The sequence below is a fragment of the Rhodobacter capsulatus genome (assembly GCF_003254295.1).
In the GTDB taxonomy this organism is placed as follows: Bacteria; Pseudomonadota; Alphaproteobacteria; order Rhodobacterales; family Rhodobacteraceae; genus Rhodobacter; species Rhodobacter capsulatus.
In genome coordinates, this window is record NZ_QKZO01000001.1 from 159,031 (window position 1) to 178,902 (window position 19,872).

15 protein-coding genes, 1 tRNA gene and 1 pseudogene are annotated in these 19,872 nt (G+C 63.5%); 7 read left to right on the plus strand and 10 right to left on the minus strand.

The features are described from left to right. Positions 1 to 11: 11 nt before the first annotated feature. Positions 12 to 2,390, plus strand: a complete 2,379-nt coding sequence (locus LY44_RS00780) for a methyl-accepting chemotaxis protein (protein ID WP_081024414.1) — start codon at positions 12 to 14, stop codon at positions 2,388 to 2,390. Between the two features lie 382 nt (positions 2,391 to 2,772). Here the strand turns inward: LY44_RS00780 and LY44_RS00785 are convergent, their stop codons facing one another. From LY44_RS00785 to LY44_RS00795, 3 genes are all read right to left on the minus strand, one after another. Next, on the minus strand, positions 2,773 to 3,084 hold the full coding sequence (locus LY44_RS00785; protein ID WP_055212425.1) for a type II toxin-antitoxin system RelE/ParE family toxin: 312 nt from the start codon (positions 3,082 to 3,084) through the stop codon (positions 2,773 to 2,775). Positions 3,085 to 3,088: 4 nt separating this feature from the next. After that, positions 3,089 to 3,343: a ribbon-helix-helix domain-containing protein gene (locus LY44_RS00790; protein ID WP_055212423.1), complete on the minus strand. Its 255-nt coding sequence runs from the start codon at positions 3,341 to 3,343 to the stop codon at positions 3,089 to 3,091. Positions 3,344 to 3,455: 112 nt separating this feature from the next. Continuing rightward, positions 3,456 to 3,758, minus strand: coding sequence for a helix-turn-helix domain-containing protein (locus LY44_RS00795; protein ID WP_055212422.1), 303 nt, complete (start codon positions 3,756 to 3,758; stop codon positions 3,456 to 3,458). Between the two features lie 103 nt (positions 3,759 to 3,861). Between LY44_RS00795 and LY44_RS00800 the strand changes: the two genes are divergently transcribed. The 3 genes from LY44_RS00800 to LY44_RS00810 are packed head-to-tail and all read left to right on the plus strand — an operon-like array spanning position 3,862 to position 7,279. Then, positions 3,862 to 5,460 (plus strand): recombinase family protein, encoded by a 1,599-nt coding sequence (locus LY44_RS00800; protein WP_269082776.1) that lies wholly within the window; start codon positions 3,862 to 3,864, stop codon positions 5,458 to 5,460. Continuing rightward, a complete protein-coding gene (locus tag LY44_RS00805) occupies positions 5,454 to 6,347 on the plus strand; it encodes a ParB/RepB/Spo0J family partition protein (protein WP_055212418.1) in 894 nt (297 codons plus the stop codon). The genes LY44_RS00800 and LY44_RS00805 overlap by 7 nt, the downstream gene beginning before the upstream one ends. Next, the gene (locus LY44_RS00810; protein ID WP_055212417.1) at positions 6,344 to 7,279 is read left to right on the plus strand and encodes a plasmid partitioning protein RepB C-terminal domain-containing protein; all 936 of its coding nucleotides are present in this window, start codon (positions 6,344 to 6,346) and stop codon (positions 7,277 to 7,279) included. The genes LY44_RS00805 and LY44_RS00810 overlap by 4 nt, the downstream gene beginning before the upstream one ends. A gap of 526 nt (positions 7,280 to 7,805) precedes the next feature. On the opposite strand, the pseudogene LY44_RS17785 reads toward LY44_RS00810, so the two are convergent. Beyond that, positions 7,806 to 7,958: pseudogene (locus LY44_RS17785) on the minus strand (phage tail tube protein); the annotation flags it as partial. A gap of 23 nt (positions 7,959 to 7,981) precedes the next feature. Then, positions 7,982 to 8,401, minus strand: coding sequence for a hypothetical protein (locus LY44_RS00815; protein WP_055212415.1), 420 nt, complete (start codon positions 8,399 to 8,401; stop codon positions 7,982 to 7,984). A gap of 70 nt (positions 8,402 to 8,471) precedes the next feature. On the opposite strand from LY44_RS00815, the gene LY44_RS18190 reads away from it, so the two are divergent. Further along, entirely contained in the window at positions 8,472 to 9,725 is a 1,254-nt protein-coding gene (locus LY44_RS18190; RefSeq protein ID WP_223230698.1) for a type II toxin-antitoxin system RelE/ParE family toxin, read from the plus strand. Between the two features lie 19 nt (positions 9,726 to 9,744). On the opposite strand, the gene LY44_RS00830 is transcribed toward LY44_RS18190, so the two are convergent. The 4 genes from LY44_RS00830 to LY44_RS00850 all read right to left on the minus strand — a co-directional run bounded on the left by LY44_RS00830 (position 9,745) and on the right by LY44_RS00850 (position 15,718). Beyond that, positions 9,745 to 10,502 (minus strand): IS5 family transposase gene (locus LY44_RS00830; RefSeq protein ID WP_111395938.1). Its coding sequence is split into 2 segments (ribosomal slippage): positions 9,745 to 10,178 and positions 10,178 to 10,502, totalling 759 coding nucleotides; the frame shifts between segments, so codons are not numbered across the junction. 27 nt (positions 10,503 to 10,529) lie between these two features. Then, positions 10,530 to 11,396, minus strand: coding sequence for a sacsin N-terminal ATP-binding-like domain-containing protein (locus LY44_RS00835; RefSeq protein ID WP_055212406.1), 867 nt, complete (start codon positions 11,394 to 11,396; stop codon positions 10,530 to 10,532). A gap of 15 nt (positions 11,397 to 11,411) precedes the next feature. Next, positions 11,412 to 14,750 (minus strand): TM0106 family RecB-like putative nuclease, encoded by a 3,339-nt coding sequence (locus LY44_RS00840; protein WP_081024413.1) that lies wholly within the window; start codon positions 14,748 to 14,750, stop codon positions 11,412 to 11,414. Positions 14,751 to 15,226: 476 nt separating this feature from the next. After that, positions 15,227 to 15,718 carry a hypothetical protein gene (locus tag LY44_RS00850; protein WP_055212404.1) on the minus strand — a complete coding sequence of 164 codons (492 nt, stop codon included), beginning with the start codon at positions 15,716 to 15,718 and terminating at the stop codon, positions 15,227 to 15,229. Positions 15,719 to 15,757: 39 nt separating this feature from the next. Here LY44_RS00850 and LY44_RS00855 point away from each other — a divergent pair, with 39 nt between their 5' ends. Both LY44_RS00855 and LY44_RS00860 read left to right on the plus strand, forming a co-directional pair. Further along, the gene (locus tag LY44_RS00855) at positions 15,758 to 16,297 is read left to right on the plus strand and encodes a hypothetical protein (protein ID WP_055212402.1); all 540 of its coding nucleotides are present in this window, start codon (positions 15,758 to 15,760) and stop codon (positions 16,295 to 16,297) included. Further along, complete coding sequence (locus LY44_RS00860) at positions 16,294 to 19,482, plus strand: DEAD/DEAH box helicase family protein (protein WP_055212400.1); 3,189 nt, start codon at positions 16,294 to 16,296, stop codon at positions 19,480 to 19,482. Before LY44_RS00855 ends, LY44_RS00860 begins: the two co-directional genes overlap by 4 nt. Before the next feature lie 270 nt (positions 19,483 to 19,752). On the opposite strand, the gene LY44_RS00865 is transcribed toward LY44_RS00860, so the two are convergent. Continuing rightward, positions 19,753 to 19,842: transfer RNA gene (locus tag LY44_RS00865), tRNA-Ser, on the minus strand. Between the last annotated feature and the right edge of the window lie 30 nt (positions 19,843 to 19,872).

Consider the following 19,872-nt stretch of genomic DNA (forward strand, 5'->3'; position numbering starts at 1 on the left):
GAAGGCCTGGCATGTTTTCATGGATGAATGCGTTGGATCTCTCTCGGCGTCTGCCGGTGATGATGACGCTTGTCGCGCTGATGGCGGGGCTTTGCGCCGCCCTGCCCGCCTATCTGATCACCCGTCAGGCCCTGCTTGAAAGCTCCGAGGCGACGCTGACCACGCTGGCCCGCGGACCGGCGCAGACGCTGGAGCTTTTGCTGAACGGAACCCGGGCCGATCTGCTGTCGATGGCGCAGGATCGTGCGCTTCAACGCGCGCTGGTGGCGATGACAGAGGCCTATGGCACGCTTCCCGCGGCCCGGGAGTCGCTGCAAAAGACCTATATCGACGACAATCCGAACCCGCTGGGCGAGAAGAACCGGCTGGTTTCGGCGCAGGACGGCAGCCCCTACGACGCGCTGCATGCCGACCTGCATCCTGGCCTCGCGACGCGCCTGGCCGAGCGCGGATTTTACGACATCTTCCTGATCGATCCGCAGGGCAATGTCGTCTACACCGTCTTCAAGGAACGCGATTTCGCGACGAACCTGCAGACCGGCGAAGGCAAGGAAACCGACCTTGCCGCGGTCTTTCGCGAATCGATGGCGCTGCCCCGCGGCGGCGCCGCCTTTCGCGATTTCGCCCGCTACGCGCCCAGTGCCGATCTGCCCGCAGCCTTCGTCGCCGCGCCCGTTATGGACGACGCCGGCAACCGGCTTGGCGTGATCGCGATCCAGCTGCCGATCGGGGCGATGAATGCCGCCGTGCAGAATGTCACCGACGGCAGCGACAGCAAGGCGGCTTATCTTGTGGGGGCGGACGGGCTTCTGCGTTCGGACCTGACGGCGACGCCCACGGATGACATCTTGACCACGCGCGAGGAAAACGCCGCGACCCGGGCCGCGCTGGCGGGCGAAACCGGTGTGATGCGGGTGGAAGATGCGCGGGGCGATCGCTTCATCGCCTACCGGCCGCTGACGTTTCTGAGCACCCGATGGGCCTTGCTGACCAGTCAGGCGGCGCCCGAGCTGTTGTCTCCGCTCTTCCGGATGAGCCTTGCGGTGCTGGGCATCGGTCTGCTGGTGATCGCGGCGGCGGCGCTGCTGGCGGTGCGGCTGTCCGGCGCGATCAGCCTGCCGCTGACCCGGCTCACTTTCGCAATGGACGAGGTCGGACAGGGGCGTCTGGACAACGACGTGCCGCATCGCGACCGGCCCGACGAGATCGGGCGCATGGCGCGGACGCTGGAGCGGTTTCGGCTGGCCCTGGTGCAGGCGCGCGAGACCGAAACCCGCCTTGCCGCCGAGCGCGCCGCCAATGCAGAGCTGGAACGGGACCGCGCCCGGCAGGAAATCGAGCGCGAGCGTCTGGACCAAAGCCGCGCCCGCGAGGCCGAGGATGCCCGCCGCGCCGCGGAAGATGCGCGCCGTGCCGCCATCGACGCCGAACGCGCCACTGCCGACGCAGCCCTGCAACGCGTCGTGACATCGCTGAGCGCGTCGCTTCGGGCGATGGCCGAAGGGCGGCTCGATGTGACGATCGATCAGTTCTCCGGCGAATCCTTCAAGACTTTGCGCAACGATTTCAACGCCGCCGCCGACAGCCTGCGCCAGATCGTGAGCGAGATTTCAACCGCCGCGCGCAGCATCGGCACCGACAGCGACGAGATCGCGAATGCCGCCGTCAGCCTGTCGCGGCGGACCGAATCCTCGGCCGCGGCGCTGGACGAGACCGCCTCGGCCATGCATCAGATGCTGGCCGCGGTGGGCCAGACCAGTTCCGGGATCAACAGCGTGCGCAATCTGGCGCAGGACGCCTGTGATCGGGCGGGCCGGTCGCAGGTGACGATGCAGGCGGCGGTCGAGGCGATGCAGCGGATCGAAGCCTCCTCGCAGGCGATCACCCGGATCATCAACGTGATCGACGACATTGCCTTCCAGACCAATCTTCTGGCGCTGAATGCCGGGGTCGAGGCCGCGCGCGCCGGAGAGGCCGGGCGCGGCTTTGCCGTCGTCGCCTCCGAGGTCCGGGCGCTGGCGCAACGGGCGGCCGAATCCGCGGCGCAGATCGGCACGCTGATTGCCGACAGCGGCGCCCAGGTGAGCGAGGGGGTGGCGCTGGTGCGCGATTGCGGCACGGCGCTTGAGACGATTTCAAGCGCGGTTTCCGACATTTCCGGACGCGTCATCGAGATCGCCGCAAGTGCCACGGAGCAGGAGCAGGGGATCTCGGAAGTCACCCGTGCGCTGGGCCAGCTCGACACCGCGACGCAGGAAAACGCCGCGATGTTCGAAGAAACCACCGCGGCGACCACCTCGCTTGCGGCGGCGGTCGCGGATCTGGGCAAGCTGATCGCGCATTTCCAGGGCTGGGAAGAGACGCCGCAGGCAGAGCGGCTGCGCGCCTGAGGGACGGGCATTCCCTGCCCCGAAAGAGAGGCTGCGCATGGAACGCGCCGCCGCGGGCGCCTGGCCACCTTCACCGACCGCGGCATTGAATGCATGCAAGAACTCCTCGCCGACATTCGAACCTGGAAAGGCGGGATCCTCGGGTTCCTGCGCGCCGAAAAGTGCGACCCCGACGTCATCGAGCGCATCATGGCCGACGAGAAAAACCGGTAAGTCCAGACGGCCCTCGGCGGAGGTTTACGGGCGACCTTGTGCTGGACCCGTTTGTGGCAGCGGTTCGACCCTGGTGGCCGCGCAGCGGACCGGGCGTGGCTGGACCGGGATCGAGCTGCACAACGGCCAACGGCTCATACAGGCGTCAGGGGTGTGAGCGCCTGCCAATTCAGTCGCGAAAATCTTCCCTGAGCCTGTCGATCTGATGCATGCGCTCATGCAGGATCGCGACGATACCGATATCGCCGTCGGACAGTCGGCGCCAATAGACGACGTGATGCTCGTAGCGAAAGAAGAATCCTTCGACGCCGAACTCTGCCGGGATAGGCTTCGAGGCAACGCCATGGGCCTCGATCCGTTCGAACGCTTCAAACATGCCGGTGATGTCGCAATCAGCTTGGACTTCGCCCCATCGGTCGCGCGTATAGCGGTAGATGTCATCGAGGCAGAGTGAGGCCGCCTCCTGAACCCGGATCGCCATTTGGTCAGGCCCGGTTGCGAGCGATGACTTCGGCGGCCGTCAGCGGCTTGTAGCTGGTCTCGGGCGCGGCGAAGGCGCGGGTCAATTCGGCTTTCAACCGGTCGAAAGCCTCCTGCTCGGCCCGCTCCTTGTCTCGCCGGATCAGGTCGCGCACGTATTCGCTGATGTTCTCGTAGGAGCCGTTTTCGCCGACGTTGGCCGCAACGAAGTCGCTGAGCGCGCCGCTGAGGCGGACGGTCATGGTCGTGGTGCGGGACATGGCAGGCTCCTGCGGCGTGGCGTGTATTCAATATAACCAAAAAATACTACACATCAAGTCTGGCGGCGGTGGACCAATTTGGACTCCCCGCCGCCTCTGTGGCGGCTTGACCTTACTCGGCATCCGCGTCGTCGTGCCGATCAGCCAGCAGCAGGACCATGTGGAACACGATATCCGAGTGCCTGGCCAGTGCGATCAGATGCTCGCCGCTCGGCCCACGCTCGCCCGCGATCCAGTACTTCACGGTCCGCTCGCTGGCACCCGTCCACCGCATCGCCGTCTTGACGGCTCGATGCGTCAGACCGAGTTCGTCCCGAAGCGCAGCGGCAATGGCGGCCCGGTAGTTGGCTAGATCGGCTTCAAGGTGCACATTTGTGCCCGTTTTCGGCACAAATGTGCCCGTCTTGATCCGCATCTCTGCGTCCTCCTTCGATAATACTCCGGGAAGGACATGAAAAGCGGCAGTTCGTATTTGCGCCCAACCTGCGGCAGAGGGCCATTAGCTCGAAGCAGCCCACATGATTTCTTGGGAGGCGAGCGTGGCTCGAGGAAAAGCACCATTATCCGAAGGAGAAACCGAGCCGTCCAAGCAATTGCCGGCTGCGGAGTACGTCCGGATGTCGACCGAGCATCAACAGTATTCAACCCAAAACCAGGCGCAGACTATCCGCGAATACGCCGAACACCGCGGCATCAGGATTGTCAAAACCTATTCGGATGAGGCAAAAAGTGGCCTGATCATCGGCGGCAGGATGGCATTGCAGCAGATGATCGCCGATGTCGAATCCGGCGAAGCCGAATTCAGCGTGATTCTGGTCTATGACGTCACCCGCTGGGGGCGCTTTCAAGACACGGACGAATCAGCCTATTACGAGTATCGCTGCCGGAAGGCGGGAATGCAGGTCGCCTATTGCGCGGAACAGTTCGAGAACGATGGTTCTCCGACTTCCACCATCGTGAAAAGTGTCAAGCGCGCGATGGCGGGCGAATACAGCCGTGAGCTTTCCGTGAAAGTCTTCGCGGGCCAATGCCGTCTTATTGAGCTCGGCTATCGTCAGGGCGGCCCGGCGGGCTTTGGATTGCGTCGTGCCCTGCTCAATGAACGGGGCGAAGTGAAAACCGAACTGAAGCGCGGTGAACACAAGAGCCTTCAGACTGATCGCGTCGTCCTGGTTCCCGGACCAGACGGGGAGGTCCGGACGGTGCGCTGGATCTACAGCCAATTTCTGAAGAAGGGCCTGTCGGAAAGCGAAATTGCGGCAGAACTGAATGAACGCAGCATCCTCACCGATCTTGGGCGGACCTGGACCCGCGCGACCGTCCATCAGATCCTGACCAATGAGAAATACATCGGCAACAACGTCTACAACCGGCGCTCATTCAAACTGAAGCGCAAGCGGGTCGCCAACGGCCCGGAGATGTGGATCCGTTCGGACGGCGCCTTCGATGCCATCGTCGAGCCGAAACAGTTTCAGAAGGCCCAGGCCATCATCGCGGCGCGCAACCGTCGCTTCTCGGATGAAGAGATGCTGGAGCGCCTTATCCGGTTGCTCCAGCGTCATGGTTACATTTCCGGGCTGGTGATCGACGAAGCAGATGGGATGCCGTCCAGCGGCGCCTATGCCCATCGCTTCGGCAGCCTGCTCAGGGCTTACTCCCTTGTCGGGTTCACCCCGGATCGCGACTATCGCTACATCGAAGCCAACCGCCTGTTGCGGCAATTTCACGGCGACGAGATTGAGCGCGTGATCCACGACATCACCCGGCTTGGCGGTGCTGTGATCAGGAACCCTGCGACGGACATGCTGACCATCAACAGCGAATTCACGGCATCCGTCGTCGTCGCCCGCTGTCGCGAAACGTCCTCAGGCGGCTTGCGCTGGAAGATCCGCTTCGACACCGGCCTCGCGCCCGATATCACCATCGCCATCAGGATGAATCGCACGAACACTGATGCGCTCGATTACTACCTGCTGCCCCAATTCGAGATGCGGAGCAAACCTCTGGGGCTTGCAGAGGAGAATGGCCTGATGCTGGACGCCTTCCGTTTTGAAACGTTGGACTTCTTCTTCGACATGGCCCGGCGCGTTACCGTTTCCGAGGTGACACCATGGTGAGCGATATCGAAACCCACGACAAGGTGCAGATTATCCCAATTGCGGCCATCACCATTGAAAATCCACGCGAACGATCTGAAAAGACCTTCCGTGCACTGGTGGACAGTATCGGCAAGGTGGGGCTGAAGAAGCCGATCACCGTCGCGCGGGATGACACGGCGCCAGGGGATGCCTATCGGCTGGTCTGCGGTCAGGGGCGGATGGAGGCCTATGTTGCACTTGGCGAAACCCACATCCCGGCCGTCGTCGTGGACGCGAACGAGGTCGAACGACTTCTGCGTAGCGTGATCGAGAACATCGCCCGTCGTCAGCAGCGACCTCTCGAGTTGCTGCAGGATATCGCCATCCTGCGGGACCGAGGATATTCGGACCACGACATCGCCGAGAAAACCGGATTGTCATGGTCGTACGTTCACGAAATTGGCGAGTTGATCGCCAACGGCGAGGAACGACTGCTGATCGCGGTCGAGACCGGTCAGATGCCCCTCAGTGTCGCACTGTATATCACCCGGGCGGAAGAGAAGGATGTGCAGAAGGCGCTGGAGGCAGCCTATGCTTCCGGTGAGTTGCGGGGCAAGAAGCTTCTGGAAGCTCGGCGGCTGGTGGAACTGCGCCACCGGCATGGCAAGAGAAAAGGTGCCACGCGCACAAAGCGATCTGGGGGGCGGATGACATCGGCGGCGCTCGTCCGGGCCTATCGTATCGAGGCGGAACGCCAGCAGGACATGATCCGCAGGGCCCAGTCGACGCGCGGCAACCTGCTGTTTCTCGACGCGGCGTTTCAGTCCCTGCTCAAGGATGAGAACTTCCTCACCTTGCTCCGTGCCGAGGGGCTGGATTCTCTGCCGAGCATGGTGGTCGAAGGTCTCAAGGAACCTCGGACATGACACAGATGCGCAAAACGCCCCCTCCCAGGGGGCCGGGCTTCGAGCCAACCCTGCGTCATATCCCAATCGCCGCCATTCTGCCGGTGAAGCAACTGCCGACCGCGGTTGCCAAGGGCCGGAAATATGCGCAGATCGCCGCATCGATCCGCGAGGCCGGCTTGATCGAACCGCTCGTGGTCGCACGTGCTCCTGGCTTGGAAGGAACGTTCATCCTGCTCGATGGTCATGTCCGTCTGCATGTCTTGAAGGAGATGGGCACCGACGCCATCACCTGCCTGGTCGCGACCGACGACGAGTCCTTCACCTACAACAAACGCATCAGTCGCCTTGCAACGATCCAAGAACACAAGATGATCTTGCGCGCCATTGATCGTGGCGTTCCAGAGGCCCGTATCGCTGCGGCGTTGAATGTGGATGTGGCGCTGATCCGGCGAAAGCGAACATTGTTGAACGGCATCTGCCCCGAGGCAGCCGAACTCCTGAAGGACAAGCATTGCCCGGTCAATAGTTTCCGGTCCCTGCGCAAGATGAAGCCCTTGCGGCAGATTCAAGCGGCCGAACTTATGATCGCAGCGAAGAATTACACGGTGGCCTATGCCGAGGCCATCCTCGCCGCGACGGATGCCGAAGACCTTGTCGATCCGGCAATGAGGAAAGAGACTCCGGGTGTCACGCGAGAACAGGCTGAGCGGATGAAGACCGAGATGGCCAGCTTGCAAAAGAACATCAAGCTGATCGAGGGGACGCTTGGCCCCGATCATCTACGTTTGGTTGTCGCAGGCCGCTACGTCGAACGCCTGCTCACGAATGACCGGATCAATCGCTATCTCGAAAAGAACCACGGAGACATCCTCGACGAATTTAGTCGAATCGTGGCGGGCCTGTCTCGACCGGCGCCGTCTTCGGACGGGCCAGACGAGGTGGAAGAATAACGAATTCAGAAACTTGCTGACGATGGGGACCCGGACCCAGATCAAGCGCGGGGACCGCGGGAGACGCCGGACTGTGGGCCGGATCAAGCCCGGCGGTGGGGATGGCGGCGAACCCGCTCGGAGCCCACCAAGGTCGGCGGACATAACGTCGGCCACGCAGGTATTCTTTGCGATGACTATCTGCGATGTTTGACGGGCGCGCTGCATTCAGCCGGCCATTGGGGGCCGGTTGGATTGCCAGCGCGCCCGCGCGTGATTTCTTATTGGTTTGCGCAAACATGGTTGCGGCTCATGGTGGCGACGGCGAATTGTACTCTGCAATGATAAACAATGCGTTAGCGTCACAGGTTCCCATTGCCGTTTCGCGGCATAGGGCCAAGGCTGCGTGACGCCCCCGCCGAGACTACCGGACGGATGTGCGTGCAGGTGGATATCGTCGCAGCGGGTCATCGCAGAGAGCTTTTCGATGCCCGTACCATCCGGATCGAAGTACGGCGACGCCACCGTGAGGAGCGGCGCGTCATGTATGGCCCAGCAGTTCCGAGGCGATCAGCGGCTGTTCGGAGCCGAGCGTGGCGCTGGCAAACGGCACCGTGCGGTAGCCGGTGGCGGGCGCGGTGCCATAAACGGATTCGAACGCAAGCGCCATCTGCGCCCGCGCCCCATGGGCTCGTGCCATCTTGTTCTCCTAAGTGGGTAGGGTCAGGCCAGCGGATCGGCCGTGGAATAGTGCAGAATGACCGGGATCACCGCCGCCTTCAGGCTGGCAGCACCCTCGACCGGCAGATCGACGGGCCGTGGCGCTTCCGCCTCGACCCAGTCGCAGAGGCCGCCCAGCGTGCGGTCAGCGGCAAGCGCCGCGCCGATGCTGGCGCAGAGAGTGTCGAAGGCGGCATCACGCGTGGCGCCCTGCAAGACAGCCTCGATCTCGGCCCGGTGTTGGTAGTGGTAACGCAGGGGCGAGAGCGTCACCTCGGGCTCGCCCGGCTCGCCGTCGCGCAGGATCAGGAGGCCAGCGGCAGGCACTCGTTCGGGAAGCACGTCACCGCGCAGGGTGGTGGCGGGCAACGCCGAAAGCCGCGTGTACAGCGCGATGAGGATTGTTTCTCGGGGGGTGGGCATGGCTGTACTCGGGCCGTTCTTGCAAAATTAGTGCTTTGCGGCTATATAGCTTCCAAGACATGATGATCGCATGCCGTGGGCGGTTTCGTTTGCCGAGGAGTTCGAACCGGAGTTCGACGCACTCCCACCGGAGGTTCAAGACGCGATTCTGGCCCGCGCACTCCTTCTGGAACGCGAGGGGCCGACACTCGGACGACCGCATGCCGACACCCTGACCGGGTCGAAGCATGCGAACATGAAGGAACTGCGCCGTAACGCTGCTGACGGCGTATGGCGCATCGCATTCGATCCCGACCGGCAGGCGATCCTGCTTATCGGCGGGGACAAGTCGGGCGTGAGCGAGAAGCGCTTCTACAAGCAGCTGATCGCGCGGGCCGATGAGCGGTTCGACCGCCATCTGGCGGAACGGAAAGGATGTAGGCGACTTCGCCGCGACCTGGTCGAGGATCAGGCGGCGGGATTCATCGACGCTGACCCCACGCTTCACCAGGTCCTCGGCGAAGCTGCGCTCGAGGTTCAGACGGCCCGCCAGATCGTAGATGGTCGAGACGCGGTCGCGTTCAGCCTCGCGGGCGCGGGTGGCGATGGCCTCGCTGTCGGGTGCGCCGGTCGGTTCGGTGTTCGCCGGAGCCGCGACGGGCGGCTGACGGGTCTCGGTGCTGGCGGGGACATCCCCGGCCACGATGGTCGTGTTCTCAGGCATGGATGCCTCCTTTTGCATGCGGGTGTCGACGATCTCGACGGGATAGCTGGCCTGATCCGCGGCGCGGACCTGCGCGCGGGGATCGGCGGGGACGGTCACGAAGCTGACCTCGAGCGGGGTCCAGCGTTCGACGATGCGCTGCTCGACCTCGCCCTTCGCGGCGGGCTCGACCATCCGCCGCGAAGGTGTCGCGGGCGTCATCCGCGAAATGATCGCACCGCGCGACATGGAGGCCGCCGCATGACCCGAAGCAATGACACGATCCGCGTTCTGATCCCCCTGAAGCTGCGCAAGAAGAACGGGCGACCCAAGATCATGCCGCCCGCCGATTACAGCCCGAGCGAGGATCAGACGCAGGACCCGCACATCCTGCGCGCCATCGGCAGGGCATGGGGATGGCGGCGGCGCATGGAGGCAGGCGAGTTCGCCACAATCCAGGAACTGGCCGAGGCCGTCGGTCTGGCCGAACGCCATGTCAGCCGCCAGCTACGCCTCGCTTATTTGGCGCCGGAGGTGCTGAAGCGCCTGACCTGCGGCCGCGAGGCATCGGCGGTCAGTCTTTACGACCTGTGCTTTCTGGCCGGGGAGACATGGCAAGAGCAGGCTGCGAGGGTCTTCTAGGTTCCAGACTCATTGAGTTTCACAGCCAGAACAAGACGGTTGCGGCGAGCATTATTGCAGAGAAGAAGGTTTCCGGGCAGCGGTCGTATCGGGTGGCGACGCGCCGCCAATCCTTCAGGCGGCCGAACATGATCTCGATGCGGTTGCGCCGTTTGTAGCGCCGCTTGTCGTATTTGACGGCTTTCTTGCGGGACTTCCGGCCGGGGATGCAAACCTTTATCCCCTTGTCTTTCAACGCTTCTCTGAACCAGTCAGCGTCGTAGCCCCTGTCGGCCAAAAGCCACCCTGCCTTTGGCAGGCTGCCCAGCAGCGCCGCGGCGCCAGTGTAATCGCTCACTGGACCGGCCGACATGAAGAACCCGATCGGGCGCCCTTTCGCATCGGCAACGGCGTGCAGTTTGGTGTTCATGCCACCTTTGGTGCGCCCGATCTGGCGCCCGCGCCCCCCTTTTTCACCCCAAGGCTTGATGCCGTGCGGTGTGCCTTGAGATAGGTTGCGTCGATCATGATCGTCTTGTGTTCGGCGCGCTCAGTGGCCAAGCCGACCATGATCCGGGCGAAGACACCGTTGTCGCTCCAGCGCTTCCAACGGTTGTAGAGGGTCTTCGCCGGGCCGTATTCCTTTGGCGCGTCGCACCAGCGCAACCCATTGCGATTGATGAAAATTATGCCACTGAGGACGCGACGATCATCGACTCGAGGTTTGCCATGGCTCTTGGGAAAGAACGGCTTCAGGCGCTCCATCTGCGCCTCGGTCAGCCAGTAAAGATTGCTCATCGATCAGGTCTCCTTGCGGTCCCTGAATCACGCCAAACGAACGAAATCAATGGGTCTGGACCCTAGGGTGGCGGCCGCAGGGGAAAGCAGCGGCAAGGCCAAGACGGATGCAAATCCGCGGGTTTCGAGATCGTCGACCACAGGGCTGCGCAGTGACTGCGGCCAAGGCAAGAGGTAGGGCGAAAGGTAACCAATCTCTTCGCGCAACCAGTCCGAGGTCGAATTCGCGCTTTGCGCTTGGCGGCGTTTTGCGCCGGTGTGCAAACGCTCGCAAAGGCTTGGGTCTTCACCGATAATCTCGGCAAACCATTCCTGTTCGATCGAAAGCGGTCGACCCTCAAGGATGGCAAGTGCGGGGTCGTAGATTGACTTGGTAAATTCGGGGTCGAAGCCAAAGCAATAGCCATCGAATTCCGGGCTGGCTTCCTGTCGCCGAGACCAGATGCGGGGCTTTTGGCTGATCTCGAGCACGCTGCGAAATCCGATCCCTTTGTTGCCTACAGAGGTTGCCGGATCCTTGTCGCTCTGGCCAAGCCGAGAAACGCTTTCAAAATTACTGTGCGAAAATTGTGCGCCGTCATTGGCAACGTAAAGCGTTCCGAACCCACCATCCATCTCCAGTTGCATCTCGATCCGGCATTGCGAGGCTTTGCGGTCCGCGGCCCGACTGACGGCGTCATAAGCGTTCTGGATCAATTCGATGGCAAAACGGCCGTGGTACTGGTGCCTGACCTGCTCGGTCAGGCTATGGATGGACCGGTAATCCGTAACCCCTTCTGAGAGCTGGTAAAGAAAGCTGCGTATCTTGCTGCCAGTCTCCGCGCGGATCACCGCCTCGAGCGTGCTGGGGCGCGTGGACTTACGGCTGCCATCTAATGAAGTTTCATAGGGCATTAAAGATCTCTGTAATCAGGCTTTGTTTGCTTTCAAGGTCGCAAGGAGCGCGGGAGGTATAGCGTCACTGGGTACTGTGGGTGGTGAACAAGGCGTATTCAAAGCACACAGCGTGTTCACCAATCGCATCTGCTCAACTGTTTCACACTTCGCCTCGCGCAGACGCGGGGCGCCAAAGACCAGCGCGAGACCCTTGGCGCGCGACACCGCCACGTTGATGCGGTTGAGCGAAAACAGGAACTCCATCCCTCGCGATGTTTCCTCAGCTGATGAGGCGGTCATAGAGACGAGGCAGACCGGGGCTTCCTGTCCCTGAAACTTGTCCACTGTGCCCACGCGGATGGCGTCCGGCAGCGCGTCGCGCAGGGCGTTCACTTGTGCGTTGTAGGGGGCGACGACGATGATGTCGCTGGCCCGCATCGGGCGGGTGGTGCTGTCCTTGTCGGTCCAGGTGCCTTTCAGCAGGTCCGCCACGGCCGCGCGGATCGCTTCGACCTCCTCGGCTGCGATCTGCGCGTTGCCCTCGTGCGGGACCGGCACCCAGAAGGCCCCCGCCTCGGGGAAGCGGGTGCCACGCACGGCCTGGCGCGCGGTGTCGGGGTGGCTGGTCAGTCGCCCCTCGTAGACCTGATCCGAGATGAAGCGGCAGACATCGGGATGCATCCGCCGCGAGACTGGCAGAAAGATGCCGCGATCCGGTGGCACGGTCGCATGCTCGCCCAGCATCCAGTCGAGACACGACAGATTCGCAGGCTCCGGATGCGCCCCTTGGATCACCTGAGGCAACTGGCGCGGGTCGCCGACAAGAACAATGTTGCGTGCGGCCCGGCCCATGGCCACCATGTTGGCCAGACCCACTTGCCCCGCCTCGTCCACGAAAAGCCAGTCGAAGGCCTGCACATTCTCGTCGCGAGAAAAGAACCACGCTGTCGCGCCGACAACATGCCGGCCGCCAGCCGCCTCGTCATTGCTGTTGGTACGGCGCACCGGGCAAGCGTCGGGGTAGCCGTCATCCTCGCCGCTGGTCTTGTGAACCAGATCCAGCGCGATTGGCAGATCCTCCTCCTCAAGCGCCCTCAGACACCCCATCAGGACGTTGCGGATCGCTTCGTGGCTGTTCGAGGTGACCCCCACCCGCGCGCCTTTCCGCACCAGCGACAGGATCGCCCGGGCGGTTACATGGGTCTTGCCGGTGCCGGGCGGTCCCTGGATCGGCAGCACGGTTTCGTCCATCGCACCCACAGCCGCGATCGTTCCGGAAACAGGGTCGGCCACAGACTTCAGTGGATCGGTTTTCAGACGGGGGGCTGCGCGCGACAGCAGATCATCGACCGCCCGCCAGGCGCGCGGGCCGCGCTGGTCCGCGATCACGTCCCGCAACGCGGCGGGGATGGGTTTGGGGTCAAGCGGCCAGTCGGGGTGCAGGTTCATCCGGTTGCCGAGAAGATGGTCCTTCCCCGGCCCGGCCTTCACCGTGACCTGCCGCGCCCTGCGGTCCAAGGCCGTGATGCCGACCGAGATCGGCGGGCCATCGAACACCGGCACCGTCGCGCCCTTGCCGGGGCGGAGCTTCGTCTCTTGCAGGGGAAAGCGATAGCTTCGGGCGAAGGACCGCTTCACCTGCTCGATCGGGCCAATCGCTTCCAGCCCCGCCAGTGCATCCAGATCATCGAGCAGGTCGTCCTCGTCCTTCGATGCGGAATCGAACACCGCCCATTGCGCGGGCTTGGCCTCGCGCTTGTGAAAGAGGCCAAGGTTGAACAGCAGCGCCTGCCGGTCCTCGGGCAGGGCCGATGCGACAAGAGCCGCGTGAAGGGCCTGCGCGTCGGCGTCTTCCTCGGCCTCTTTCAGTCCGGCATCGGGGGCCAGCGTCGGCCACGGACCCGCAGGCCGGATGCCCACCAGCCAGTCGCGCAATTCCTCGGTCGAGATGCAGTCGATGCGGTTGTAATCCTCGATCTCGTCAAGGATCTGGTGCTCGCCTGTCTCGCGCCAGCGCTCATAGGCCACGACAGAGCCGCCCGCAGTCTTGACCTCGCCCTCGCGCACACGGCCATAGAAGGCCTCCATCGACTTGATGGAATAGTTGCGTTCCGACCCGATCAGCCCGCCGCGCACCACGGCGAACAGATCGACAAAGCGCCGTTCGCGCAGCAGGCGGTCAAGGAAAGCCTCGCCGATGCCGTATTTCGTGCTTAGCCGACGCAGCGCGGTGATCTCGTAGGCCGCGTAGTGGTAGATGCGCGCCGCAGGGAAGGCCTCCAGCCGCGCGCGGAAGAAGGCAAGAAGCGCCGCGAGTGCCTTGGCCTCGGACGCGTGGTCATGCGCCCAGAAGGCGCGGAACTGCCCGTCACACCAGACACCATGCAGATATTCGAGGCCCCCCTCGTAATGCGGATCGCCCTCGATATCGTAGAACAGATCGCCCGGCTGCGGCGCGGGCAGCAGGTCAAAGCCCTTGCCGGGCTCGGGTGCGCGCAACTCGAAGGACGGGGCGCCGGTCGTGCGGGCATGTTGCAACCGGGCCTGCGTCACCAGTCGCGCGAGGGTGCGCTCGGCCATGCCCCGCACCGGACGATCCACTTCCGCAAGGGCCGCCATCGTGTTGATCCCTGCCACCTCCAGCTTCTTGACCTGCCCGCGGCTTATGTTCGCCACGTTGAACAGGCTGTCCTCGGCCTGCCAGAGGCTTTCGCAGTGATCTGCCCAACGACACAGGCCGCAATCGGCGCAAGGCACGGGGCGCGTGGGCATTGGGGCTGCCACGAAGGACTCCAGCCGCCCCCGCGCCGCCCGCGCGTAATGGACATAGCCCGCCAGCCGCAACGTCGCTCGTTCACCGGTGCCCAGTTCGACATGGGTGAACTCGGGCGCGAAACCCTGCACTTCGGTCAGCAAGTCGGAATAAAGCACGAGTTGCAGCACATGCTTGGGATGCGGGCTGCGTTTCAGTTTGGTATCGGCCACCTCATAGCTGAACGGGCCAAGGGCCGAGGGGCGATCCACCCGCAAAAGGAAATCCGACCAGCCGCCCCAGTTGCCCGACAGGAAGGCGCCCTGAAACACGACCTCGGCCCCCTGCGCAAGCGCCGCTCGGGTCGCCTGCGCATCGGCGAGCAGATCGCCGCGGGGAATCTCCACCACTACTTTTCCAGCGGCCTTGAGCTTCGCCAGATGCGCCGCCTCATGCGCGTCGCCCTGTTTCTGCAACAAGGCGGCATCCTCGCTCTCCTCGCCCGGTTCCGGCCCCTCGCCGCGCAGGTGCATCAGATCGAGTGTGGTGGCATGGGCACAACCCATGAACCGCATCAGATCGGTTGCCGAGAACAGGATGCTGTCGCCGAGGTTCCGCATGGTCGCCTTGCAGTCGAGAATGAGCACAACCCGAGGCTTGACTGTCTCGACGGGTCGCAGGGTCGTCAATAGCAGTCTTGGGTGTCAGTTCCTGACAGATATGGCACGCCGATGACGTTGCACGTCCATGACTGCACCCACGACCGAGTTGATCGCAGGCGCAGCCATTTGGCGCGTCGTCCTCGCCGGTGATGCGAGGGTGTCTTGCCGCGCGCATCGATGCAGGCCTGCCTTTCGCATCCATCCGCGCCGCGAAACACATCTGGCCCCGGTTGCGCCGCCGGATTTTTGGCTGTGCGCGGTGCCCCGATCTGCCTCTTGACATGCGCCCTCCCCAAAATTTTCGGCCATCCGATCGCCTCAAACCCCGATCTGGTGGATCTGCACGCGCTCGGCGCAGACCTCGCGGGCGATATCGACGACATGACGATGATGGGTCAGGTAAATCGCCTGTCCGCGCCGGCCGAGCCTTTCCATCACGCGACAGGCCGAACGGGTCCGATCTTCGTCGAAAGTTTCGAAGATGTCGTCGCAGAAGAACGGCAGCGACGTTCCCTGATGCGCAAGCTGTTCAACGAACCGCGGCTCTGGCTTGCGGCGGCATCGCGCAGACGCGCCAGAAAATCCTGCGCCTCCAGACCGATGCCATCCGCCTGCGCGAAAATCGCTTCAAGATCGGCGGCCTTCCAGCCCGCGCTGCGGGCGGCGCCGCGCAGCCAGGCCGGGTTCACCAGCACATCGTCGGCGGCAATCTCGATCTCAAGGAACCCCTCGGTTCGGCGCCATTCGGCGGCGATCAGCCCGATCGGCCAGATCGTAGGCACCCCCGTGCGACGCCCGATCGCCAAAGGCCAACCGATCGCCAGCGCATTCTCGTTGGCCTCTCGCCGGATCAAGGCCGCGCGGAAATCGTCGGCGAGCGCATCGAGTGCGATGCGGAGCCGCACAACCTGTCCATCGTCGGGCACGAGCCCGCCTTTGCCCGAAATCAGGTGCCAGACCGCGCCATGCCGATCAAAGGCTTCGGTGATCGTGCCACGCGGATCGAGCCAGCGCCGCAGCCGCTTGGCGCTTTGGCTCTGCCCGATGTCACGCGCTGGCTGGGGGTTCGGCTGAGCGATGTCGAAACCGGGCTGAACCTCGACTTCTCGCTTGGCACGCGGCTTGAGGACCTGCCCGAAGGCCGCGATGCGGCGATCTTGCGGGCGATGATCGCGGATCGGGGCGCTTTCCTGCGTTATCTGCAGCTTTTGCTCTCCGATCCCGAGACCGCCGCACAAGCCTTTCTCAACGCCTCCCGCGCGGGCGCTGCGCGCGCTGCATTCGGGTCATTCGGCGAAGTGCCGCTCCTTGAGGCGATGGTCCGCGCGCTCTCGGGCGAGGGAAGCGCCCTTGCCGATGTCGAGCGGCTGGTCACAAGGCTCGAAGGCGCATGCGACGATACGGGCGCAGCGCTGATACCGCCCGAATTCCTGACGCTCTGGGCAAGCTTTCGCAGCCTGCGCCCGACCTCGACCCGCCCCAACCGCAAGGCTGCAAGACGATGACCGAAAAGCTGACAAACCGTTTCGACGCCGAGGCCGCACTGCGCCCCCTCAAGGCCTTTCAGCGCGCCACGGTCGAACACGTCGCGGCGCGTTTGCTGACCGATGCTGATCGGGTGACGCAGTTTCTGGTGGCTGACGAAGTGGGGCTTGGCAAGACGATGGTGGCGCGCGGCGTGATTGCGCGCACGATCGAGGCGTTGCAGGACAGGGTCGCGCGGATCGATATCGTCTACATCTGCTCGAATGCCGCGATTGCGCGGCAGAATGTGAAGAAACTCAACGTTCTGGGCGATGGTCGTGCGAATGTGCTGCCGACGCGACTGACGATGCTGGCGCTGGAACTGGCCCGTGCGGGTGGCATTCGGCCGCGTGGGGTGAATTTCTTCTCGCTCACGCCGGGCACATCGCTCGATCTCAAGGAAGGCGGCGGCCAAAAGGAAGAGCGCGCGCTGATCCTGCGGATGCTGCGCCCGATCTTGAGCGATGAGGCGGCGGCGAGTGCCTTCCTTCAAAGCTGGGCGGGGACGCAGGGATGGGAGACGACCCGCGCCATGATCGAGCGCGCGCCGATGGAAGAGCTGATAGCCACGCGGTTTCGATCTGCGGTGCAAGGTGATCCCGATCTGTTGGTCGCGTTCGAAAAGCTTGCTGCGAAGGCAACGGGGCTTGGCACGTCCGATAGCGCTTTCAACCGTCAACGCGAGGCGACCCTTGGGCGGTTGCGCACGCTGCTCGCTCGGGAAAGTGCTCATGCACTCGAGCCCGACCTGATCGTGCTCGACGAATTCCAGCGGTTTCAAGCTGTTCTGACAGGCAACGACGAAGCCGCAGATCTGGCCCGCAGGCTTTTCGGCTTCATCGACGAGGAGGGCAACAATGCCCGGACCTTGCTCTTGTCGGCCACACCCTACCGGATGCTCACGCTTGAGGGGGACAGCCAGCTGGGTGAGGAGGAACAGGACAGCGGCGAGCATTACCGCGAGTTTCTTTCGGTCTTGGGGTTTCTGTTCGGGCTCGAGCGCGCGCCCGAGTTGCTGGCGGACCTTGAGGCGGAAATGCGGCGCTATCGGGCGGCACTGGGGCAATTGCCTCAGTCTCAGCCCGAGGCGCTGGGGGCCGCGCGAAAGATCGAGACGCGGCTGCGGCAAGTGATCGCTCGGACCGAGCGGGTGCAAGAAACCAAGGCACGCGACGCCATGGTGAAAGAGGTGGTGCCCGCGTTGCGCGTGTTGCCCGACGATTTGCGCGATGCGAAAGCCATGAACGCCCTGGCGCAGGCCTTCGACGCCGCCGATGTGACCGGCTTCTGGAAGTCGGCGCCTTATTTGTTGAGTTTCATGCGCGATTACGATCTGGCACGGCGGATCGAACTGGCGAAGGACCAGCCCACGCAGGCGCAGCGCAAGGCGCTCAAGGCCGCGCTGCGCTGTCAGCTTTCGCACCAGGAACTCGAGGCCTATGCCCCGGTGGAACCGGGCAATGCACGGATGCGGGCGCTGATCGATCTGGCCTTTGGCGATGATCTGGAGCGTCGGTTGTGGATGCCCCCGAGCCTGCCCAGTTTTGGCGTCACCGTGCCCGCAAGCAAAGTGCTGGTCTTCTCCGACTGGCAGATGGTGCCCGATGCGATCGCGGCGCTTCTGTCCTATGAGGCCGAGCGGCGGATGGGCATGGGGCAGGCGCGCGGCAATGCCCGGGCGCATGTCTATTCCGAGCAGCCCACCGCGCGACCGTTGCGCTTCACCGCAACCGAGGAGCGCCTCGGGGGACTTCGGCTCCTTCCCCTGATGCTGCCCTCGCCGCATCTTGCCCGCGCCGTCGATCCTTTGATGCTCTCGCATGGGGCGCCGCTGCCCGATTATGCCGCCTTGCGGGCCGCAGCTTGCGCGCGCCTCGAACCGCTTGCCAAGCAGATTGCGGTCAATTGCGCGCAGGCCGAGCGCGAGGTCACTTGGGACTGGGCCGGGGTCGCTGCACGCGATTTGACACAGGCTGGCTTCGCCGCCTGGCTTGCGCCCGGCGGCGCGGCCGAGCGCGAGGGCGAGCGCGAGGGCGACAAGACCGGCTGGCGCGAGCACTTGAGTGCGCTGCGCGCTGCGGGCGGGGCCGAGCTTCTTGGCCGGCCTGGGTACGCTGTGCTTCTCGATCATTTGGTCGATCTGGCGCTGGGCAGCCCTGCCACCTGTGCCCTGCGCGCTCTGGCTCGACAAGCGCCCGACCTGTCACTCGACGATCCCGCGCTGCTCTCGGCGGCGACGAAGATCGCGATGGGGTTCCGTCGTCTTTTCAATCAACACGAAGTACAGGCGCTGTTGCGGGCCGACAGCGACGAGGCTTACTGGCGCGCGGTGCTGGACCATTGTGCGCGAAACGATCTCTCTGCCGTGCTCGACGAATATCTGCATGTCCTGCGTGAGGCGGAAGGGCTGACCGACATCGTCGAACGGTTGCGCAACTCGAAGCACAAAGTCGTCGATTTCAATCGCACATATGACCACGAGGCGGACTGGATAGACAACGCCCTGCGCGAACATGCCAATCGACCCTTCAAGGCGATCATATGCGACGCTGGCAGGACGGCCTGCGCCGAGGCCATGCAGCCAGACGATTGCTCAGATGGGCATCCGCTCTTTGGGGCAGTGACCAGTTGTGACGTGATCAGGACGGCAGATGAAATTGCCGACGCCCTTTACACCATTACTGCGGTGTCCAAGGAGGTCGATATCGTCGACCCGTTTTTCGACCTTCGGCCAACGGAGGGCAATTATCTCGCTCCACTGGTCTGCCTGCTTGCTCGGCTTGCCGGTGGTTTTGGGTCGTCCAAAGCGATCAGAATCCACTTCCGTGATCACAATTCTCGTCCCCCGCCTGCGCTCCTCGCCCGAGACGGAGCCGCTCAAGTTAAAGGACTGCTACCACCCGGCTATTGTTTGGAGCTCTATGCTTGGTCGCAGATACGAGGAGGTGAAGACTTCCACGACCGTTTCGTTCTGACAGACCTTGGCGGGATCATGATCGGCGCAGGCTTATCGGCGGATGGTCCCACGGAGTCCGCTGCATTCACCCTGCTGAATTTCGAACACTCTCAGGGGATCCGGAGGCGGTTTGCAGACGGATCAACGGCTTATGCTCGTGCTGGATCGGCTGTGCGCATCCGCGACGACGGAAGTACCGAACTGTTCTGATGGTACCAGTTCGATTTATGTTCCATCTTACTAATGCCACCGGCGTCGAAGTGTCCAGCACTGGTCTCGGAAAAACTTCGCTATTCCAGAGGCTTGAAAGCTATTCACCAAATCGGCGCAGTCATGAGGTCCGGAGAATTTCGACCCTGAGAGACGGCTTACGGGCCACCTGGTGTCGGCACCGGTGCTCAGCCCCTCCCGCATAACCCTCGAAAACAACGGAAAAATCCGGCCACGGCCGGATCCGGAGAACGCTTTCGCAAGGGCAAGTGGCGGACGGGATGGGATTCGAACCCACGAGACGGTTCCCCGCCTACACACTTTCCAGGCGTGCGCCTTCGACCACTCGGCCACCCGTCCGCGGCCGGGTTTAGCGGCAAATCTCCCCCC